General features: G+C 60.5%; 15 protein-coding genes. 7 read left to right on the top strand and 8 right to left on the bottom strand.

The annotated features are described in order from the left end of the window. Positions 1 to 82 precede the first annotated feature (82 nt). Positions 83 to 961 carry a LysR substrate-binding domain-containing protein gene (locus tag RBB29_RS08420; protein WP_306114391.1) on the bottom strand — a complete coding sequence of 293 codons (879 nt, stop codon included), beginning with the start codon at positions 959 to 961 and terminating at the stop codon, positions 83 to 85. Between the two features lie 127 nt (positions 962 to 1088). On the opposite strand from RBB29_RS08420, the gene RBB29_RS08415 reads away from it, so the two are divergent. Next, positions 1089 to 1829: an SDR family oxidoreductase gene (locus RBB29_RS08415; RefSeq protein ID WP_306114390.1), complete on the top strand. Its 741-nt coding sequence runs from the start codon at positions 1089 to 1091 to the stop codon at positions 1827 to 1829. A 375-nt stretch (positions 1830 to 2204) separates the two neighbouring features. On the opposite strand, the gene RBB29_RS08410 is transcribed toward RBB29_RS08415, so the two are convergent. Then, positions 2205 to 2474, bottom strand: a complete 270-nt coding sequence (locus tag RBB29_RS08410; RefSeq protein ID WP_306114389.1) for an usg protein — start codon at positions 2472 to 2474, stop codon at positions 2205 to 2207. 192 nt (positions 2475 to 2666) lie between these two features. Here RBB29_RS08410 and gyrA point away from each other — a divergent pair, with 192 nt between their 5' ends. From gyrA to RBB29_RS08390, 4 genes are all read left to right on the top strand, one after another. Further along, a complete protein-coding gene (gyrA, locus tag RBB29_RS08405) occupies positions 2667 to 5408 on the top strand; it encodes a DNA gyrase subunit A (protein ID WP_306114388.1) in 2742 nt (913 codons plus the stop codon). Positions 5409 to 5580: 172 nt separating this feature from the next. After that, positions 5581 to 6180: a hypothetical protein gene (locus tag RBB29_RS08400; RefSeq protein WP_306114387.1), complete on the top strand. Its 600-nt coding sequence runs from the start codon at positions 5581 to 5583 to the stop codon at positions 6178 to 6180. A gap of 72 nt (positions 6181 to 6252) precedes the next feature. Next, complete coding sequence (locus RBB29_RS08395) at positions 6253 to 7125, top strand: NAD(P)-dependent oxidoreductase (protein WP_306114386.1); 873 nt, start codon at positions 6253 to 6255, stop codon at positions 7123 to 7125. A 212-nt stretch (positions 7126 to 7337) separates the two neighbouring features. Further along, on the top strand, positions 7338 to 9215 hold the full coding sequence (locus RBB29_RS08390) for a nucleoside-diphosphate sugar epimerase/dehydratase (protein WP_306114385.1): 1878 nt from the start codon (positions 7338 to 7340) through the stop codon (positions 9213 to 9215). A 365-nt stretch (positions 9216 to 9580) separates the two neighbouring features. Here the strand turns inward: RBB29_RS08390 and tsf are convergent, their stop codons facing one another. From tsf to RBB29_RS08370, 4 genes are all read right to left on the bottom strand, one after another. Next, on the bottom strand, positions 9581 to 10453 hold the full coding sequence (tsf, locus tag RBB29_RS08385; RefSeq protein ID WP_306114384.1) for a translation elongation factor Ts: 873 nt from the start codon (positions 10451 to 10453) through the stop codon (positions 9581 to 9583). Positions 10454 to 10529: 76 nt separating this feature from the next. Beyond that, positions 10530 to 11342 (bottom strand): 30S ribosomal protein S2, encoded by an 813-nt coding sequence (gene rpsB, locus RBB29_RS08380; RefSeq protein WP_306114383.1) that lies wholly within the window; start codon positions 11340 to 11342, stop codon positions 10530 to 10532. A gap of 173 nt (positions 11343 to 11515) precedes the next feature. Continuing rightward, on the bottom strand, positions 11516 to 12115 hold the full coding sequence (locus RBB29_RS08375; RefSeq protein WP_306114382.1) for a GNAT family N-acetyltransferase: 600 nt from the start codon (positions 12113 to 12115) through the stop codon (positions 11516 to 11518). Next, positions 12105 to 13070, bottom strand: a complete 966-nt coding sequence (locus RBB29_RS08370) for a homocysteine S-methyltransferase family protein (protein ID WP_306121126.1) — start codon at positions 13068 to 13070, stop codon at positions 12105 to 12107. The genes RBB29_RS08375 and RBB29_RS08370 overlap by 11 nt, the downstream gene beginning before the upstream one ends. A gap of 354 nt (positions 13071 to 13424) precedes the next feature. On the opposite strand from RBB29_RS08370, the gene RBB29_RS08365 reads away from it, so the two are divergent. Both RBB29_RS08365 and RBB29_RS08360 read left to right on the top strand, forming a co-directional pair. Further along, positions 13425 to 14333: a pseudouridine-5'-phosphate glycosidase gene (locus RBB29_RS08365; protein ID WP_306114380.1), complete on the top strand. Its 909-nt coding sequence runs from the start codon at positions 13425 to 13427 to the stop codon at positions 14331 to 14333. Between the two features lie 124 nt (positions 14334 to 14457). Then, positions 14458 to 15150, top strand: a complete 693-nt coding sequence (locus tag RBB29_RS08360; protein ID WP_306114379.1) for a DUF502 domain-containing protein — start codon at positions 14458 to 14460, stop codon at positions 15148 to 15150. 73 nt (positions 15151 to 15223) lie between these two features. Here RBB29_RS08360 and RBB29_RS08355 read toward each other — a convergent pair whose 3' ends face one another. After that, the gene (locus tag RBB29_RS08355; protein ID WP_306114378.1) at positions 15224 to 16246 is read right to left on the bottom strand and encodes a patatin-like phospholipase family protein; all 1023 of its coding nucleotides are present in this window, start codon (positions 16244 to 16246) and stop codon (positions 15224 to 15226) included. Between the two features lie 92 nt (positions 16247 to 16338). Then, complete coding sequence (locus RBB29_RS08350) at positions 16339 to 17112, bottom strand: 3-hydroxybutyrate dehydrogenase (protein ID WP_306114115.1); 774 nt, start codon at positions 17110 to 17112, stop codon at positions 16339 to 16341. Between the last annotated feature and the right edge of the window lie 235 nt (positions 17113 to 17347).

Here is a 17347-nt window from a genome sequence, read left to right as displayed (position 1 = left end):
ATGCCGGTCTTGCCGGGCGAAGTGGCTTTTGACCACTGATAAGGCCGATAACCGTTTTGATGAGTGTTTTGGGGTCTGGCGCTCAGATTGACATGAGCCACTTCTTGAAAATTCTGACGGTGATCCGCTCCTTGTCGCCGGGTCGACAAACGAAATACAGCCCACGGTCCAGAGGAACCCGGCTGTCATCGAGACGGATCAGCCGACCAAGGTTCAAATCCCTCTCCGCCAGCAGATGCCTTGCCAGCGCCACACCTTGCCCGTCTATCGCAGCCTCGAGCAGGACAGCACTATCCACATACCTGATCTTTTGCGAATTGATCCGATCCGGACTGAGCCCGGCCTGCTCAACCCAACTATCCCACCCGACGTTGAAGGCATCATGCAGGAGCGGAAGCCCAAGAATATCCTCGGCGCGCATCGGCAGGTTCCTTTCCCCGATGAGCGATGGCGAGGCGACGACGATCAACTCCTCTTGCCTAAGCCGCTCATGGTAAAGCCCCTCCCAACCGGGTTTCCCGAACCGCAGGGCCACGTCGACCTCGGACGCCTCAAAGTCGGCGAACGCATCATTCGTGTCCAAAAGCAATGCGATGCCCGGATGCTTCTGTTGAAACGAGCTCAACGACGGCACCAGCCATTTCAGCGCCAGTGACGTCGACAGTGACACGATAATTGATTGCCGGTGATGCAATCGCTTCACGTCCGATACGCCTGATTTCAATTCCGAAAACGCGGCTCGGGTTGATTGATGCAATCGCGCCCCGGCCTTCGTCAATTCAACGCCGTTGGGGCGGCGATTAAAGAGGCTTACGCCAAGGTGCAGTTCCAGAAGTTTGATCTGCCGACTGATCGCCCCGTGGGTGACTTTCAACACATCCGCCGCCTTTGTCAGGCTGGACTGCGTTGCCGTTTCGTCAAATGCCTGCAGGGCGCGGAGGTGGCGGAGGTTTTCAATCATGTGAGAAAATCTAACACCGTTATCCGAAAAACTCGATGGTTTTATGGACTATAGGAGACCCATGCTGAGGTGAGTGAATGAATAATCACATCATCCAAACCTGACGAAGGAGGGTATCGTGTCCGAAGTGAAAGTCGCGCTGATGACGGGAACCGGCCAGGGAATTGGCCGCGGCTGCGCCGTTGAAATGGCAAAGGCGGGCTACAAGGTCTCATTGATGTCCCCGTCCAACCGGTCTGTGGAACTGGCGGCGGAGTTGGGGGGCATCGGCCGCCGCGGCTCTGTCCTTGATGTCGATGACCTGCAGGCCATGATCGACGACACCATGCGCGAATACGGACGGATTGATGCGATCGTCAGCAATATGGGCCACGGCGGGACGGTACCGGAAGCGATCAAGACGGTGGGCTTCGATGCGGACTTCGATGGCCCACTTCTGGAGCTTCCTGACGAGCTATGGCACGAAAGCCTGGACATGTACGTTCTGAACGTCGTCAAGATCGCCCGCATCGTCACGCCGATCCTGATCGAACAAGGCGGCGGCGCTTTTGTGAACATTTCCTCCATGAACACGATCGAGCCCCGCGCGCCCTATCCGATGAGCATGTTGCGAGGCGCGTTGCACAGCTTCTCGAAGCTTTATGGAGATCGCTACGCTCGCCACAACATTCGCATGAACAACCTGCTTCCCGGGTTTTGCGAGAATGTGAACCTGTCGGAGCGCGCGCGCCGGGAGATCCCCGCGCAGCGGCCCGCAACATTCGAGGAAATCGGGCAAGCCTGCGTCTTCCTTGCCAGTGAGGGTGCGCGATACATCAATGGGCAGAGCATCCTTTCCGACGGCGGCATGAACCGCGCGGTGCGCTGACTGAATTTCGGTGAAAAGGCGGTGGCCACAAACCGCGATGGCATTGTCGGCGCCGGGTGAGGCCTGGGGTCAGGGCTTGAGCAGCAGCAGGCGGTGCGATGAAGAGGCGTGGCGCGTGCAGTTTCTATGCTTCGGATGATCATGACCGGCACGTTGTGCGGGCGTCGGGCGCGGGATACGTTGATAATGTGCTTTCAATCCGCCCTTGAGCAAGCTGGATGTGCATCAAAACGCGGAAGCGACGCAACAGGTGAACCCGGAGGACAGACCGGCCAGTCGACCCTAATGCAACCTAGGTCAACCCGGCCCAAAGAAGATACCTGACGCTATAAAGCATCCGGCCCAAGGCCCCTTCCGGTTCGGAGGACGCCCACGTCAGTGCAGGGTGAATTCACCGGTGACGTTGCGCCATTCGCCAGGGGCGACCAGTTTGCGGTGGCTGAAGGCCACGGAATGCAAGGGGCCTTCAATCTCGCGTTGCCAGAATTCGATGAATTCGAACAGGCGCGGATGGTCGGGCGCCGTGTCGTATTCCTGCCAGACATAGCTGTTTAACACGTTCTGATAATCCGGCATGCGATAGAAGAATTCAGCCGTGGTCAGGCCATAGCCTTTCAACAGCATCTCAGTCTCGGACATACTCATCTTTCTGCTCCTCGTTAATTATGATTAACATCAGTCTGCCCCAATAAAATTACTTTTCAATGAAAACAGTATGTTGGCAGCGTACGCCGAGTGCTGCCAGTGCCGAAGTGCAACAACCATTGCACCCCATATCCTGCCTCTGATATAGTTTCGGCAACAAAATATAGAACAGTGAACAGGACAGGCACCAACGTGAGCGATACGCCGCAACCCCCTGAAGATTCAGAAGAAAACTCGCCCGAACCCCCTTCGTATGATGGCCCGAAGATCTCGATTACCGACGAGATGAAGACATCCTACCTGGACTACGCCATGTCGGTGATCGTCAGCCGGGCGATCCCGGACCTGCGCGACGGGTTGAAGCCGGTGCACCGGCGTATCCTTTATGCCATGCACGAGACCGGCAACAGCCACGATAAACCGTACCGCAAATCGGCGCGCCCCGTCGGGGATGTCATGGGTAAATACCACCCCCACGGCGACAGCGCGATCTATGACGCGCTGGTGCGGATGGCGCAGGATTTCTCGATGTCCCTGCCGCTTCTCGACGGTCAGGGCAACTTCGGCTCCATGGACGGCGATAACCCGGCCGCCATGCGTTATACCGAGGTGCGGATGGACAAGCCCGCCGCCTCGCTGCTGGCAGATATCGAAAAAGATACGGTCGATTTCCAGGACAATTACGACGGCAAGGATCAGGAACCCACCGTCCTGCCTGCGCGCTTTCCGAACATGCTGGTCAACGGGGCTGGCGGCATCGCCGTCGGTATGGCCACCAACATCCCGCCGCATAACCTTGGTGAAGTTGTCGATGCGACGCTGGCGTTGATCGAGGACCCGGACCTGACCAGCGAACAGTTGATCGACTATGTCCCGGGCCCGGATTTTCCGACCGGTGGCATCATGCTGGGCCGCTCCGGCGCGCGGAAGGCCTATATCGAAGGCCGCGGCAGCGTCATAATCCGCTCGAAAACCCGCGTCGAGGAAATCCGCAAGGATCGTTACGCCATCGTCATCGACGAGATCCCCTACCAGGTGAACAAGGCCGCGATGATCGAAAAGATCGCGGAGCAGGTACGAGAGAAGAAGATCGAAGGCGTGAGCCATGTCCAAGACGAATCCGATCGCAATGGCGTGCGGGTCGTCGTTGAATTGAAACGCGATGCCACGGCTGAGGTCGTGCTCAACCAGCTTTTCCGTTTCACGCCGATGCAAACGCATTTCGGCTGCAACATGCTGGCGCTAAACGGCGGACGGCCCGAGCAACTGACCCTGCGGGCGTTCCTCACGTCCTTCATCACCTTCCGCGAAGAAGTTGTGGCCCGCCGCACCGCGTTCGAGCTGCGCAAGGCCCGCGAGCGCAGCCATATCCTGTGTGGTCTGGCGGTTGCGGTCAGCAATGTCGATGAGATCGTTGCGACGATCCGGTCTTCGGCGGATGCGGCGGAGGCGCGTGAAAAGCTGATGACCCGTCGCTGGCCCGCCGGCGACATCCTCGAATATATCGCGCTGATTGACGATCCGACCCATACGGCGAACGATGACGGGACATATAACCTCTCTGAGGCGCAGGCCCGTGCGATCCTTGAACTGCGCCTGCAACGCCTGACCCAGCTTGGCGTCAAGGAAGTGACCGACGAGCTGCGCGAACTGGCCGGTAAGATCAAGGAATACCTGACCATTCTGGCCAGCCGTGATCGGATCATGGGCATCATTTCGGACGAGTTGCGCGAAGTTCGCGATCAGTTTGCCGTGCCGCGTCGCACAGAAATTGTCGATTGGTCCGGCGACATGGAAGACGAGGACCTGATCGAGCGTGAAGATATGGTCGTGACGGTCACGTCCGGCGGGTACATCAAACGCACCGCCCTGGCCGACTTCCGCGCGCAGAAGCGCGGCGGCAAGGGCCTCAGTGGCATGCAGACCAAGGAAGAGGACGTGGTGACCACGCTCTTCGTCGCCAACACCCATACACAGCTCTTGTTCTTCACCACCGATGGCATGGTCTACAAGCTCAAGACCTGGCGGCTGCCGCTTGGCGGGCGCACGTCCAAGGGCAAGGCCATCGTCAACATTCTGCCGATCCCGCAGGGGGTCAGCATCGCGGCAATCATGCCGGTGGATGTGCCAGAGGATCAATGGGCCGACCTGCAGATTGTCTTTGCTACATCTGCTGGAACTGTGCGCCGTAACCGTCTGAGCGACTTCACAAATGTGAAATCCAACGGCAAGATCGCGATGAAGTTCGAGGATGATCACGCCAAGACGAAGCTCATCAACGCGCGGATCTGCTCGGACGAAGAAGACGTGATGCTGGTCACCAAATCCGGCCGTGCCATCCGCTTCCCGACGACCGAGGTGCGGGTGTTCAACTCACGCTCGTCGGTGGGTGTGCGCGGTGTGAAACTCAGCGGTGATGACGAGGTCGTGTCGATGTCCGTCATCCGCCATTTCGTGGCCACGCCGGACGAGCGCGCCGCTTACCTCAAGATGCGCCGGCAACAGGCCGGGGCCGAGGACGAGGCGGCCCCCGACGAGGAAGGCAATGCCGATGCCGCGATCAGCCAGGAGCGGTTCGAAGAGATGAAGGCGGCCGAAAACCTGATCCTGACGATCACATCGCAGGGCGCTGGTAAACTGAGTTCCAGCCATGATTACCCCGTCCGCGGGCGTGGTGGCATGGGCGTGACCGCGATGGACAAGGCAATGCGTGGCGGGCCGCTGATCGCGTCCTTCCCGGTGGCGCTTGACGATCAGATCATGCTCGCCACCTCCAAGGGGCAGTCCATTCGCGTCCCAGTCAACGGTATCTCCTTCCGGTCCCGCAGTGCGGGGGGTGTGCGCGTCTTCAATACCGGCAAGGGCGAAGAAGTTGTCAGCGTCGCCTGGATTGCCGAGCAGTCCGAGGATGAGACCGTCGAGGTCGACGAATGAGCGGTTAAGGGCGGGCTCTACTCGCCCTTAACCTGCATTAACCACGAATTTTCACGCAAATGGCGTAATCCTGCCGGATTTCCGGGCATAACTCTTTCCGGCCCGTTACCGTGTTTGGGCCGTCACGAGTTTCGCCGTTTTCCCTGCAATTCGCATTCGTCAGGAAATTCTCGTGGTCCCAAAAGATGATCGTTGGCTGAACCAGACCGGCCTGAACCTGATCCGTATCGTCATCGGCTCTTACTTTGCCGCGGTATCGCTGGATCTGGTTGTCGGCGTCGATCAGAAAGCCCTGTTCTTGCCGGTAGCACCAGGCATCATGGCCGATGTGATCGGCTCGACCCTCTTGTTGCTGACCAGTGTGGCATTCATGAGCGGCTTCCAGTTGCGTATCACGGCGCTCGTCCTTGCCCTATTTGTCTTCTGCTCCAGCCTGGTCCAGAATTTCCTCCTGGCGCCGATCGAAGATGTTTCTGCGTTCTGGCGCGACGTGACGCTGGTTTGCGCGATCATCCTTAACTATTCCAACATGAACCGCCGGGAAATGCGCCGAGCCGACCTGATGCGGCGCCGCAATCTCGCCCGGGCGCGCAAGATCCGCGTCATTGGCCCGGACGTGACCCCCCGCCGGGTCCAACCGCAGCCCCCGGAAAGACCACAATCGGAAAAACACGCCCGCCCCGCGTTGCAACTGCCGTCCTTCATGAAACATCCGCAGGAGCGTCAGCGGGATCGCGACCTCGTCGACATCAACCTCTTCGCCAATATCTGATCCACGCCGCATCGTCCCTTGACAGGGCCGCCCGTGCCAATCACCTTCCGCGCCTGATCCGGAAAGGGCAGCATGGCAGGGAAGCGCGTGGCACATGACCCATCATCATCGGTTTTGATCTTGGGGTCCGGTGGCCGCCTGGGACGGATGTTGCGCCGGGTCTGGACGGCTTTCCCGCCACCGGGGATGGAGATCTGGTACCAGACGCGCGGCGATCGTCCGTGTGAAAGGACCATCCGGTGGTCCCCAGGTGATGATCCCGACCTTCTGCCCGACTGTGGGACGGTCGTTGCCCTTTGGGGGTCAACCAGCGGGGATGCGGCGGCGCTTGAGGCCAATGTCACCCTCGCCCGCGATAGCCGTGACGTGGCGCTGACCTGCGGCGCTGCGCGGCTGTTTCATCTTTCGAGTGCGGCGGTTTATGGCCCCGCCCAAAATGCGACGGAGGCAACACCCCCTGCCCCCATCAACCCCTATGGGCATTCGAAACTGGCCATGGAGCAAGCCGTGGCCGGGTTTGATGATGCGGGGCTGCACCATTGCTGTTTGCGGCTGGCAAATGTTGTTGGCGCAGACAGTCTTGCGGCAGGTCTGGCGAGCCAGTCACCCGTCACGCTTGATCGGTTCTCCGACGGCAACGGCCCGCGCCGGAGTTATATTGGCGCGACGGACGTTGCGAATGTCCTGATCGCCCTGGCCCGATACCCGGCCAAGGATCTGCCGCGCATCCTGAACGTGGCCGCCCATGAACCGATCGCGATGCAGGACCTCATCGCTGCTGCTGGCAACGCCATCCTCTGGCGTGATGCACCGGTCGCGGCGGTCCAGGAGGTCACGATGAACACCGGCGCGCTCAGGCGGCTGCTGCCCGATGTGACCCTGGAAACCGATCCGCCAGCCCTGGTTGCAGAGCTTCGCCAACAAGGGGCATCCACAAAACCGTGATGGAATTTGTCACCCCCATCGAAAATATGTCCCTTCGCCCCCGGGAACGCGGAACAACCAATTAAAATCAAACGCTTACTCCTGTCGTATTCGTGACTTGTTCGGTCAAGCCGCGACAGGTTATGATGCCGCCCAACGACGAACAGGCACCATCTCGCACATATCGCTTTGGGCCATGTCACGGCGGGCTATCCGCTTTGGGGGTATCGGGCATGTTGTTTAACTTTGCATTGTCGCTTTCTCGGGCGCAAAAGGGGTGGCTGCTCTTTACCGTGGACATCGCCCTGATTGCCGCCTCCTATTTCCTGGCGGCGTTGCTACTTTCCGGCACCGAGATGTGGATGACCTTGCCGGAGGCGACCATGACCGATCTGGTTGTCTTGTTGGGAACCGGGGCGACATTGACCGCCCTGCTGGGCCTGCACCGAATTCGGCTTGGGGCCTACCAGATGCAGGGCGTTCTTCAATCGGCGCTGGTGGCATTGGTTATGGGCGTGATGGGGGCCGGGGCGTCCATGCTGATCGCGCAGACTGCGACGCCGGCGCATGTCTTTGTCGTCTTTGGCATGGTGTTTCTGATCCTCACGGTCAGCGCGCGACTGCTGCTCCGGCAGGCGATGATCTGGATCTATGCCAGCCAGGGGCAACGCGCCCGCCTGATGATCTATGGCGCGGGCCAGACCGGACAGCAATTGGCCACGGCCCTCAGCACCGATGACAGCGTCACACCGGTCGTCTTTGTCGATGACAACCCGTTGTTGCATGGCCACACGATTGCGGGGCTGCGTGTCCATCCGCCAGCGGAACTGCGCGATCTGGTCAAGAGCCAGCGCATCGACCGGATCATCCTCGCGATGCCCAGTGTCGGTGCGGCAGTGCAAGGGCGCATCATTCGCAAGCTGGCCGATGTTGGCTGCGAGGTGCATGCCCTGCCCTCCTTCGCCAACCTCATCGCCAGCCGCGCGACCGCCCTGCCCGCCACCAAGCCCGTCGATCTGAACGCGCTTCTGGGCCGCGACCGGTTGGAAGAGGAACTGCCCGGCGTGTCCGACACCTATCGCGCGCGCTCGATCCTGGTGACCGGTGCGGGCGGGTCGATCGGCTCGGAAATCTGCCGCCAGTTGATCGCCTGTCAACCTGAACGGCTGGTGCTGATGGATCATTCCGAGTTGATGCTGTTCGAAATCGACCGGGAGCTGCGCCATATGGGCAGCGATGTCGATGTTCAGCCGGTTTTGGGTTCGGTCTGCGAGCAGGACCTCGTGACCGGCGTGATGGCCAAGTACAAGGTTGATACGGTACTGCACGCCGCGGCCTATAAGCACGTGCCGCTGGTGGAGTACAACGCGCTGGAAGGCATGCGGAACAACGTGCTGGGCACCAAGGTCGTGGCCGACGCGGCCCGGGATGCCGGGGTGGAACGGTTCATCCTTGTCTCCACCGACAAGGCGGTGCGGCCCTCGTCGATCATGGGCGCGTCGAAACGCTTTGCCGAGCTTTTGATCCAGGACCTCGCCACCCGCTCGACCACCACGCGGTTCTCGATGGTTCGCTTCGGCAATGTCTTGGGGTCGAGCGGATCGGTCATCCCGCTCTTTCAGGAACAGATCGCCCGGGGCGGCCCGGTCACGCTGACGCATAACGACATCACGCGCTATTTCATGACCATCCCCGAGGCGGTGCAGCTTGTCCTGCTGGCCGGGACTTTTGCGCGGGGTGGCGATGTATTTGTGCTCGACATGGGCAAACCCGTCCCGATCCGCGATGTGGCGCGCAAGATGATCGAAGGCGCCGGCCTCAGCGTGCGCGACGCGGACAACCCCCAGGGCGACATCGAAATCCTCATCACCGGCCTGCGTCCGGGTGAAAAACTGCATGAAGAGCTGCTCATCGGCTCCGACATGCTGACCACGCCCCACAGCCGCATCCTGCGGGCGCAGGAGGGGCACCTGTCCGAAATCGAAATGGCCAACGCGCTGAATGCGCTGAAACAGGCCATCGAGACCCGCGACCCCAAGCTGATGAACCAGACCCTGTCCAAATGGATCGAACGCCACGACGAGGCGAAACCGGTGATCGTGAACGAATGATACGTAAGCAATCTGGTGAGCCGCACTTGTCGAGCGGCATGTCCGCTTTGCGGACACTGCCGCCGTTCGGCTTTCGCCCCCGGCGCGGAATCAAGGCCGCAGGCCGCCGCGCGATCGCCAGACCGCCCGCAAGGGCTGGCGATTTGGTGAGGTCGCGACAACGAATTGAGGTTCTTCGGGCTTGGTGAAGATAAAACGCGTCCAACGACGGTTGATCGCCATCCCGCGGTCTGGCAACCCCGCGGCTTTGGACTCAGGATGGAGATGTCCGCACTGGGCTCAAAGCGGGCAATCGACAAATTTGGCGACGCCACGAAAAAGGGGCATCACCTTGGATGCCCCTCAACTATTTCGGGTTCGAAGGCTTAGCCCTGAACAGCTTTTGCGACCTCGGCGGCGAAGTCTTCTTTTTCGACTTCGATGCCTTCGCCAACCTCAAGCCGGACGAAACCGAGGATCTCGGCACCGGCTTCCTTGGCGGCGGCCTCGACGGTCAGGTCGGGGTTCATCACGAAGGACTGACCGAGGAGCGTGACCTCGGACATGAATTTCTTCATGCGGCCGACGATCATCTTTTCGATGACCTGCTCGGGCTTGCCGGATTCGCGGGCGATGTCGATCTGGACCTGTTTTTCCTTCTCGACAACCGCCGGGTCCAGCTCGGCCTCGTTCAGCGCGGCCGGGTTGGTGGCGGCGATGTGCATCGCGACCTGCTTGCCGAAACCGGCATCGCCTTTCAGCGCAACCAGAACGCCGATCTTGCCCATTCCTTCGACAACAGCATTGTGCACGTAGGAGACAACGGTTTCGCCTTCGATGGAGGCCATGCGGCGCACGTTCATGTTTTCGCCAATGGTGGCAATCTTGTCGGTAACGACTTCCTGAACAGTCTTGCCGCCCATATCAGAAGCCAAAAGATCTTCGTAGTCGCTCGCCGTCATAGCAACTTTGGCAATACCGCCAACCATAGCTTGGAACTCGGAGTTCTTGGCCACGAAGTCAGTTTCTGAGTTCACCTCAATGGCAACGCCTTTCGATCCTTCCACCACCACAGCCACCAGACCTTCGGCCGCGGTCCGACCCGATTTCTTGGCCGCCTTCGCCAGACCCTTGGTGCGCAGCCAGTCAACGGCGGCTTCCATGTCGCCGTCGTTTTCGGTCAGCGCTTTTTTCGCGTCCATCATGCCTGCGCCTGTGGAATCGCGCAGTTCTTTCACCATTGCAGCAGTGATCGCCATCTTGGCTCTCCTCAAAATTCGTGTGCATCGCTGGGGGCGGGCCTACCCTGCCCCCATGTCAGTTTTGTAAAGCGGCTCAGCTTTCGGCGGCGGCTTCTTCGGCAGGCGCTTCAGCAGCGGCTTCTTCGGCGGGCGCCTCAGCGGCGACTTCCTCTACCGGGGCCTCTTCCATCGCACCGAGGTCAACGCCAGCCGCGCCCAGTTGGGCCGACATGCCGTCCAGCGCGGCGCGCGACGCCAGATCGCAGTAGAGCGAGATCGCACGGGCCGCGTCATCGTTGCCGGGGATGATGTAGTCGATCCCGTCGGGCGAGCAGTTGGTGTCGACCACAGCCACGACCGGGATACCCAGCTTGTTGGCTTCGGCCACGGCCAGGGCTTCTTTCTTGACGTCGATGACAAAGAGAAGATCCGGCACGCCGCCCATTTCGCGGATCCCGCCAAGCGAGGCCTGCAGCTTCTCCTGGTCGCGCTCGATGCCCAGACGTTCTTTCTTGGTCAGGCCGTCGGCGCCGCCTTCCAGGGCTTCGTCGATCTGCTTCAGACGTTGGATCGATTTCGACACTGTCTGCCAGTTGGTCAGCGTGCCGCCCAGCCAGCGGTGGTTCATGTAGTATTGCGCGCATTTCTCGGCGGCCTCAGCCACGGGCGCGGACGCCTGACGCTTGGTCCCGACAAAAAGAACCCGGCCATTCTTGGCAACGGTTTCCCGGATGACGTTCAGCGCCGCGTCCAGCATGGGAACGGTCTGCGTGAGGTCCATGATGTGGATGCCGTTGCGCGCGCCATAGATGAACTCGCCCATGCGGGGGTTCCAACGCTGCGTCTGGTGGCCGAAGTGAACGCCCGCTTCAAGCAGCTGACGCATGGTGAACTCTGGAAGAGCCATGTCGTTTTCCTTTTCCGGTTTTCGCCTCGGCACGGGGAGAGAGGCCAATTGCCTCAACCGGTGGACATATGGGGATGTCTCCCCCACGGGCCCGCCCGTACCTGCGGATTTCAATGATCGGGCGCATACTGGAGAATGCGCCCCATGGCAAGGGCTAATTCGGCGCCCCCGCCCTATGCCGGCGGACGGATCATCAGGATCCAGTTCTGACCCGGCGAAGTCCACCCCGCCCCTTCGACCACCGGGAGCCGCGCGGTTTCGACATAACCCTCGCTTTGATAGAGGCCGATGGCATTGGCGTTGGCATCTTCCGCAATCAGGCTCATGCCGTTTTCCAACGCATTGGCTTCTGCCGCGCGAAGGAGCTTGCGACCGACCCCCCTGCCCTGAAACGCGGGAAAGACAGCCAGGGCATTGACGTAATGGGTACGCAGCGCGCGGTTTTCCAACTCGATCAACGGCACGAAAACCCCCGGTGTGTCGTCCTCGATCTCTTCCGGGGTGTCACCGATATCATAGGTGATGACACCACCGGCAACCTGCCCATCGACCTCGGCCACGATCGCGGTACCGGGCGGCGCATCGGCCAGTTTCTTTTCGCAGCGTTGCAAACCAATGGCGGCGGCATCCATCTCTTCGGTCGCCGACTGTTGCCAGACCCATTGTGCAAGCCCCTCGCCGGCCAGCTCGAAGACGCGGCGGAAAACCGGCGCATCCTCGATCGTGGCCGGACGCAGCAACACGTTTTGCATCTCAACTCCCTCAAGCGGCATGGGCTTGACCCTCGACGCAACATTTGCCCACGGCACCCACATGGCGGTGATCTGTCCCGCAGCAACCCCCAAGAACCCTGATGTCGGTCAAACCCTGCAGCATCGCGGCATGCAACTGCCCGAATTCCTGCGGATCGCCATCGTCAAGCTCGTCTGAATTGTCGAGTTCCTCATGGCTCATTCGGCTGGCATTGCAGCGCAGCCCACCAAGGCGGGAAGTCCATGCGGCCCCCTCAAGGATATCCGCAAAATGATCCGGATGGGCACAGTTGATCATGTAGTAGATCGGCGCGCCGTCGGTTGCGGCATCCACCTCGGCGATGGCATCGCCAACGCTTTGCCCGGTAGGCAGCTTGCCATCGGTCTCGACCGTGAAAGACACGACCACCGGCAATTCCGCGGCCATCGCAGCGCGGGTGATCCCGATCGCCTCTTCAACATAGTTGATGGTAACCGCCGACACCATATCTGCCCCGGCAGACGCAAAGCAGGCAATCTGCCGCGCGTGGTAATCCCGCGCCTCGGTGATCGTCATGGCATTGTCCGGCACATACCCGTCACCGGCGGGGCCGACGACACCGTTGATCACCACCGGCACGCCCTGCGCCATCCAGTCCGACGCGATATCGCGGGCAAAATCCACCGCCCTGATGTTGAGGCGATCGATGTCCTGTGGGGTGTGGCCCGTATCGGCCGCCCAGCCATGGCTTGCGCGCCATGTCGGCGTGTCGAGAACGAAACCCGTCTCGTTGTCCTTGGCCAGTTGCAGGAATTTCCCGAAATAGGTCTTGAGGGCCGCGCGGCCGTCTTCGTCACCAAGAAGCGGAAAGGATGCAAAGGCAGGCAGATCCATCCCTTCGAGGAAAACAAGGGTTGTCTCAAGCCCGCCATCGGTCAGGAATGGACGGTCGGTTGCCATCAATGCGGTGATATTCGAATTCGTAAAATGTGCCATACTATATGGTTCCTGTACGCTAGGTGCTCACACCAATTTAAGAACATGCCCGCCGAACCAGCCGTCTCAATTCCGTCCAGCCCGGCGGTGTGCCGTATTTGAGGCGCCAAGGTTGCAGTTTCATTTCTGTGCGACGCGCTTTGCGTTTCAATTGTTGCAACCGGACCCGACGTTGGATCGACGGGTGAATGACTTGAATTCAACGGGTTAGACGATCTGTTCCATGGCCCCTTGTCATCGCCTTGTTACAAACGAAACACGCCGGGGCGTTTTCGGGGTCATATGCACGATCCGGCGGCCAGCCCTGCGCTCTGCCGATTGCGAAACCGACCGCATCGGTTCATGATCCCGCTCATGGAATTTCTGATCTACTCGCCCGATGTCCGCCACGCGCTCGACCGCAATACGCCTGTTGTGGCCCTCGAAAGCACGATCATCACCCATGGGATGCCCTTCCCCCAAAACCTGGAGACGGCCCGGCAGGTCGAGGCTGCCGTGCGCGACGCGGGCGCGACACCCGCTACAATCGCGGTGCTCGACGGGCGTCTGCATGTCGGGCTGACCGACGCGCAGCTCTCCCAATTGGCGCAGGCGCAGGATGTGGCCAAGCTCAGCCGTGCGGATCTGGCCGTTTGCATGGCGCGGGGTCAGACCGGGTCCACGACCGTTGCGGCCACGATGATCGCAGCCCACCTTGCGGGGATCGACGTTTTTGCAACCGGCGGCATCGGTGGCGTGCATCGCGGCGCGGAGGAAAGCTATGACATCTCCGCGGACCTGCAGGAATTGGCGCAGACACCGGTGACCGTGGTCTGTGCCGGGGCCAAGGCCATCCTCGACCTGCCGAAAACCCTCGAAGTGCTGGAAACCCTCGGTGTACCTGTCATCGCGGTGGGTCAGGACATGTTGCCCGCGTTCTGGTCTGCCAGCTCCTCCTTGCCCGCCCCATTACGCATGGATGACCCCGCCGGGATCGCCGCCGCCCACCGCTTGCGCGCGCAGCTCGGCCTGCCCGGTGGTCAACTAATCGCCAACCCCATCCCCACCGCTTCCGAAATCCCCGCCGACCGGCTTGCCCCCCTCATCGCGCAGGCCACCGAAGAGGCGGAGGCGCAGAAAATCACCGGCAAGGCCGTCACGCCTTATCTTCTGCGACGCCTTTTCGAATTGACCGATGGCCAAACGCTGGAGGCCAACATCGCGCTGGTCCTCAATAATGCGCGCCTTGCCGCGGCCATCGCTGCCGAATTGGTGGACACCTGACAACGCATGGTTGAAATTTCGACCAAACCATCGAAATCCGTAAGAAATCTCCGGTGGACCCCCATTGTGGGTCAGCAGTTTTCTGCTTACATGTTCGCTGTCGCGATCCAATAGTCTGCACCTGATGAACACGCCCTTCGACGAAGAACCGCCACAGCCCAAGAAACCACGCCTCTTCGGAGGTTTGCGCGCCAGTTTCCTGACCGGGCTTGTCGTGATCGCGCCGGTGGGTCTCACGATCTGGCTGATGTGGTCGGTTGTGGGTTGGGTCGATGGCTTCGTGCTGCCGCTGGTGCCTTATAATTTCAACCCCGAGAAGTACATCGGCATCAACCTGCGCGGCGTGGGCGTCATCATCTTCCTGATCTTCACGATTTTCGTGGGCTGGATCGCGAAGGGGTTAATCGGACGGTCGCTCATTGCTTATGCGGAATCGCTTGTCGAACGCATGCCGGTGGTGCGCACGGTCTATTCCGGCATCAAGCAGATCTCCGAGACAGTTTTCGCCCAATCCGAACGCAGCTTCGAGAAAGCCTGCCTGATCCAGTATCCGCGCAAGGGCATATGGGCCATCGGCTTCATCTCGACCACCGCCAAGGGCGAGGTGGCAAACCACCCCGAGACCGCCAATGAGATGCTCAGTATCTTCCTGCCGACCACGCCCAACCCCACCTCGGGTTTCCTGCTTTTCGTGCCGAAAGAAGACGTGATCGAGCTTGAGATGAGCATCGAAGAAGCCGCCAAGCTGGTCATCTCGGCAGGGCTCGTCTATCCGGGGCAAAACGGCAATGGCAACGGTCTCGGCGGTCAGGCCTGACGCCTCTCACCGCCCGCTTTGGCGCCATCGATGATCTGCCGCGCCCGATGGCGCAGAAATCCGGGGCCAGGCGCTAACCGAACATCGCTTCAAGGTCGGTCGTGCTCGCCACGTTCAGATCGTCGAAGTGATCCGCAAGGAACCGGTCCGCCGCCGCACGGCCTGCCTCCTTCAACCGACCCAGCAGGTAGGGATTGGGCAGAAGTTTCGTCGCTACCGACAATTCCCGCATCAGGTCATCATCGGCGATCATGTGGACCAGCACGTTTTTCATTGCCCCCTCGGTGACCGCCCCGTCGGCGATCAGCCTCTGGACGAAATTAATCGCCCGCAACTCCCGCAAAAGCGATGAATTGAAACTGATCTCGTTGATCCGATTCTGGATCTCATGCGGCGCCTTAGGCACCTCCGCACGGTCCAGCGGGTTGATGTTCACGATCACGATGTCGTCGGGCAGGTTCTTCGTAAAAAGCGGAAAGAGCGCCGGGTTGCCGGAATACCCGCCATCCCAGTAATGCGCGCCATTGATCTCAACGGCCTGGAACAACGTCGGCAGGCAGGCCGATGCCAGAAGACTGTCGGTGCTGATCTCATCGCCCGAAAAAATCCGGATCTTGCCGCTATGCACATTGGTGGCGCCCACGAAAAAGGCCGGACCGCTCTCGGCACAGACCTTGTCATATTCAAACTGCTCGGCGACCTTCCGCAGCGGGTTCGAATAGAACGGCCCATAGGCATAGGGCGACACCACCCGCGACATCGTATCCGCGACGGCAAAAGGCCAGGAATGCTGTAACGCATCGCTGAAAACACCGGGGGCGGGCAGGAACCCGGCCATCCAGACCGGCATCCGCATGTCCTGCACCGCGCCGATCCGCCCCCAAAGCCAGTCGAGGTTCTCGCGGGCACCCTCGCGCCCGCCCATGAGCCACCCTGCCTTGAAGGCTGCCCCGTTGAGCGCCCCTGCCGACGTGCCAGAAATACCCGCCACCTCAAGCCGCTCATCTTCCAGCAGCCGATCAAGCACACCCCAGGTGAACGCTCCATGCGCGCCGCCACCCTGCAGCGCCAGATTGATCCGCTTTACCTGAGCCATTCCGTCGCCTTTTCATCTTGCCAGAAATACTGTCGGGGGTGCGGGGGCAGCGCCCCCCCGTCGGTCGGATTGCGACAGCAATTCGAAACCGTTCAGAGCGCCGTCCACCCGCCATCGACACTGATCGTCGTGCCGGTGATCTGGGTCGCCGCGTCCGAGCAAAGGAACACCGCCGTGCCGCCGATCTGATCCACTGTCGCCATCTCCCGGCTGGGCTGGCGCGTCAGCATCACCTCGCGCAGCACGGTTTCGCGGTCCATGCCGTATTCCTTCATCGTATCGGGGATTTGCGCTTCGACCAGCGGGGTCAGCACATAGCCCGGGCAGATCGCATTGGCGGTAATGGGTTCCTCCGCCGTCTCCAACGCCGTCACCTTGGTCAGGCCAACAACCCCGTGCTTGGCCGCCACATAGGCCGATTTGTAGGGGCTCGCCGTCAATCCATGCGCCGAGGCGATATTCACGACCCTGCCCCACCCGGCCTTGCGCATCATCGGCAAGGCGGCGGCGGTGGTGTGAAAGGATGAATTGAGATTGATCGCTATGATTGCGTCCCACTTCTCGACCGGAAACGCATCAATCCCCGCCACGTGCTGAATACCTGCGTTGTTCACCAGGATATCGCAGGCCCCGGCCTTTTCGATCAGCGCCCGGCATTCGTCGCCTTTGGACATGTCGGCCTTGATGTAGCGCGCGGAAACCCCATGCTCCGCCCCGATTTTCGCGGCCAAAGCGTGGTCCTCGTCCGAATCGGTAAAGGAGTTCAGCACCACATCTGCCCCCGCCTTCGCGAGCTCGATCGCGACGCCGAGGCCAATGCCGGAATTCGATCCTGTGATGACGGCGGTTTTCCCTGATAGCGACATGTTCAGCTCTCCTTTGATATATGGGGCTTGCATATCATGCTGCATCTGCGAAGTGCAGGGAAGCGCGATCACAACCGCGCACAAAAAAACGCCCGCACGAAGCGGGCGTTAAGTTATTGAGGCAGGTTTCATACAGGCAAGAAACCTATCGAGCAGTGACACCTTTATAAGCAATCTGGCGCTCGCATCCAAGCTAAAAGTTTGAAAAGACGTAAAACCCTAATTACGTTCAGCG

The sequence above is a fragment of the Roseovarius sp. MMSF_3359 genome (assembly GCF_030733385.1).
GTDB lineage: Bacteria > Pseudomonadota > Alphaproteobacteria > Rhodobacterales > Rhodobacteraceae > Roseovarius.
The sequence above is the reverse complement of the archived record's forward strand: the minus strand, read 5'-3'. Positions and strand labels throughout refer to the sequence as shown.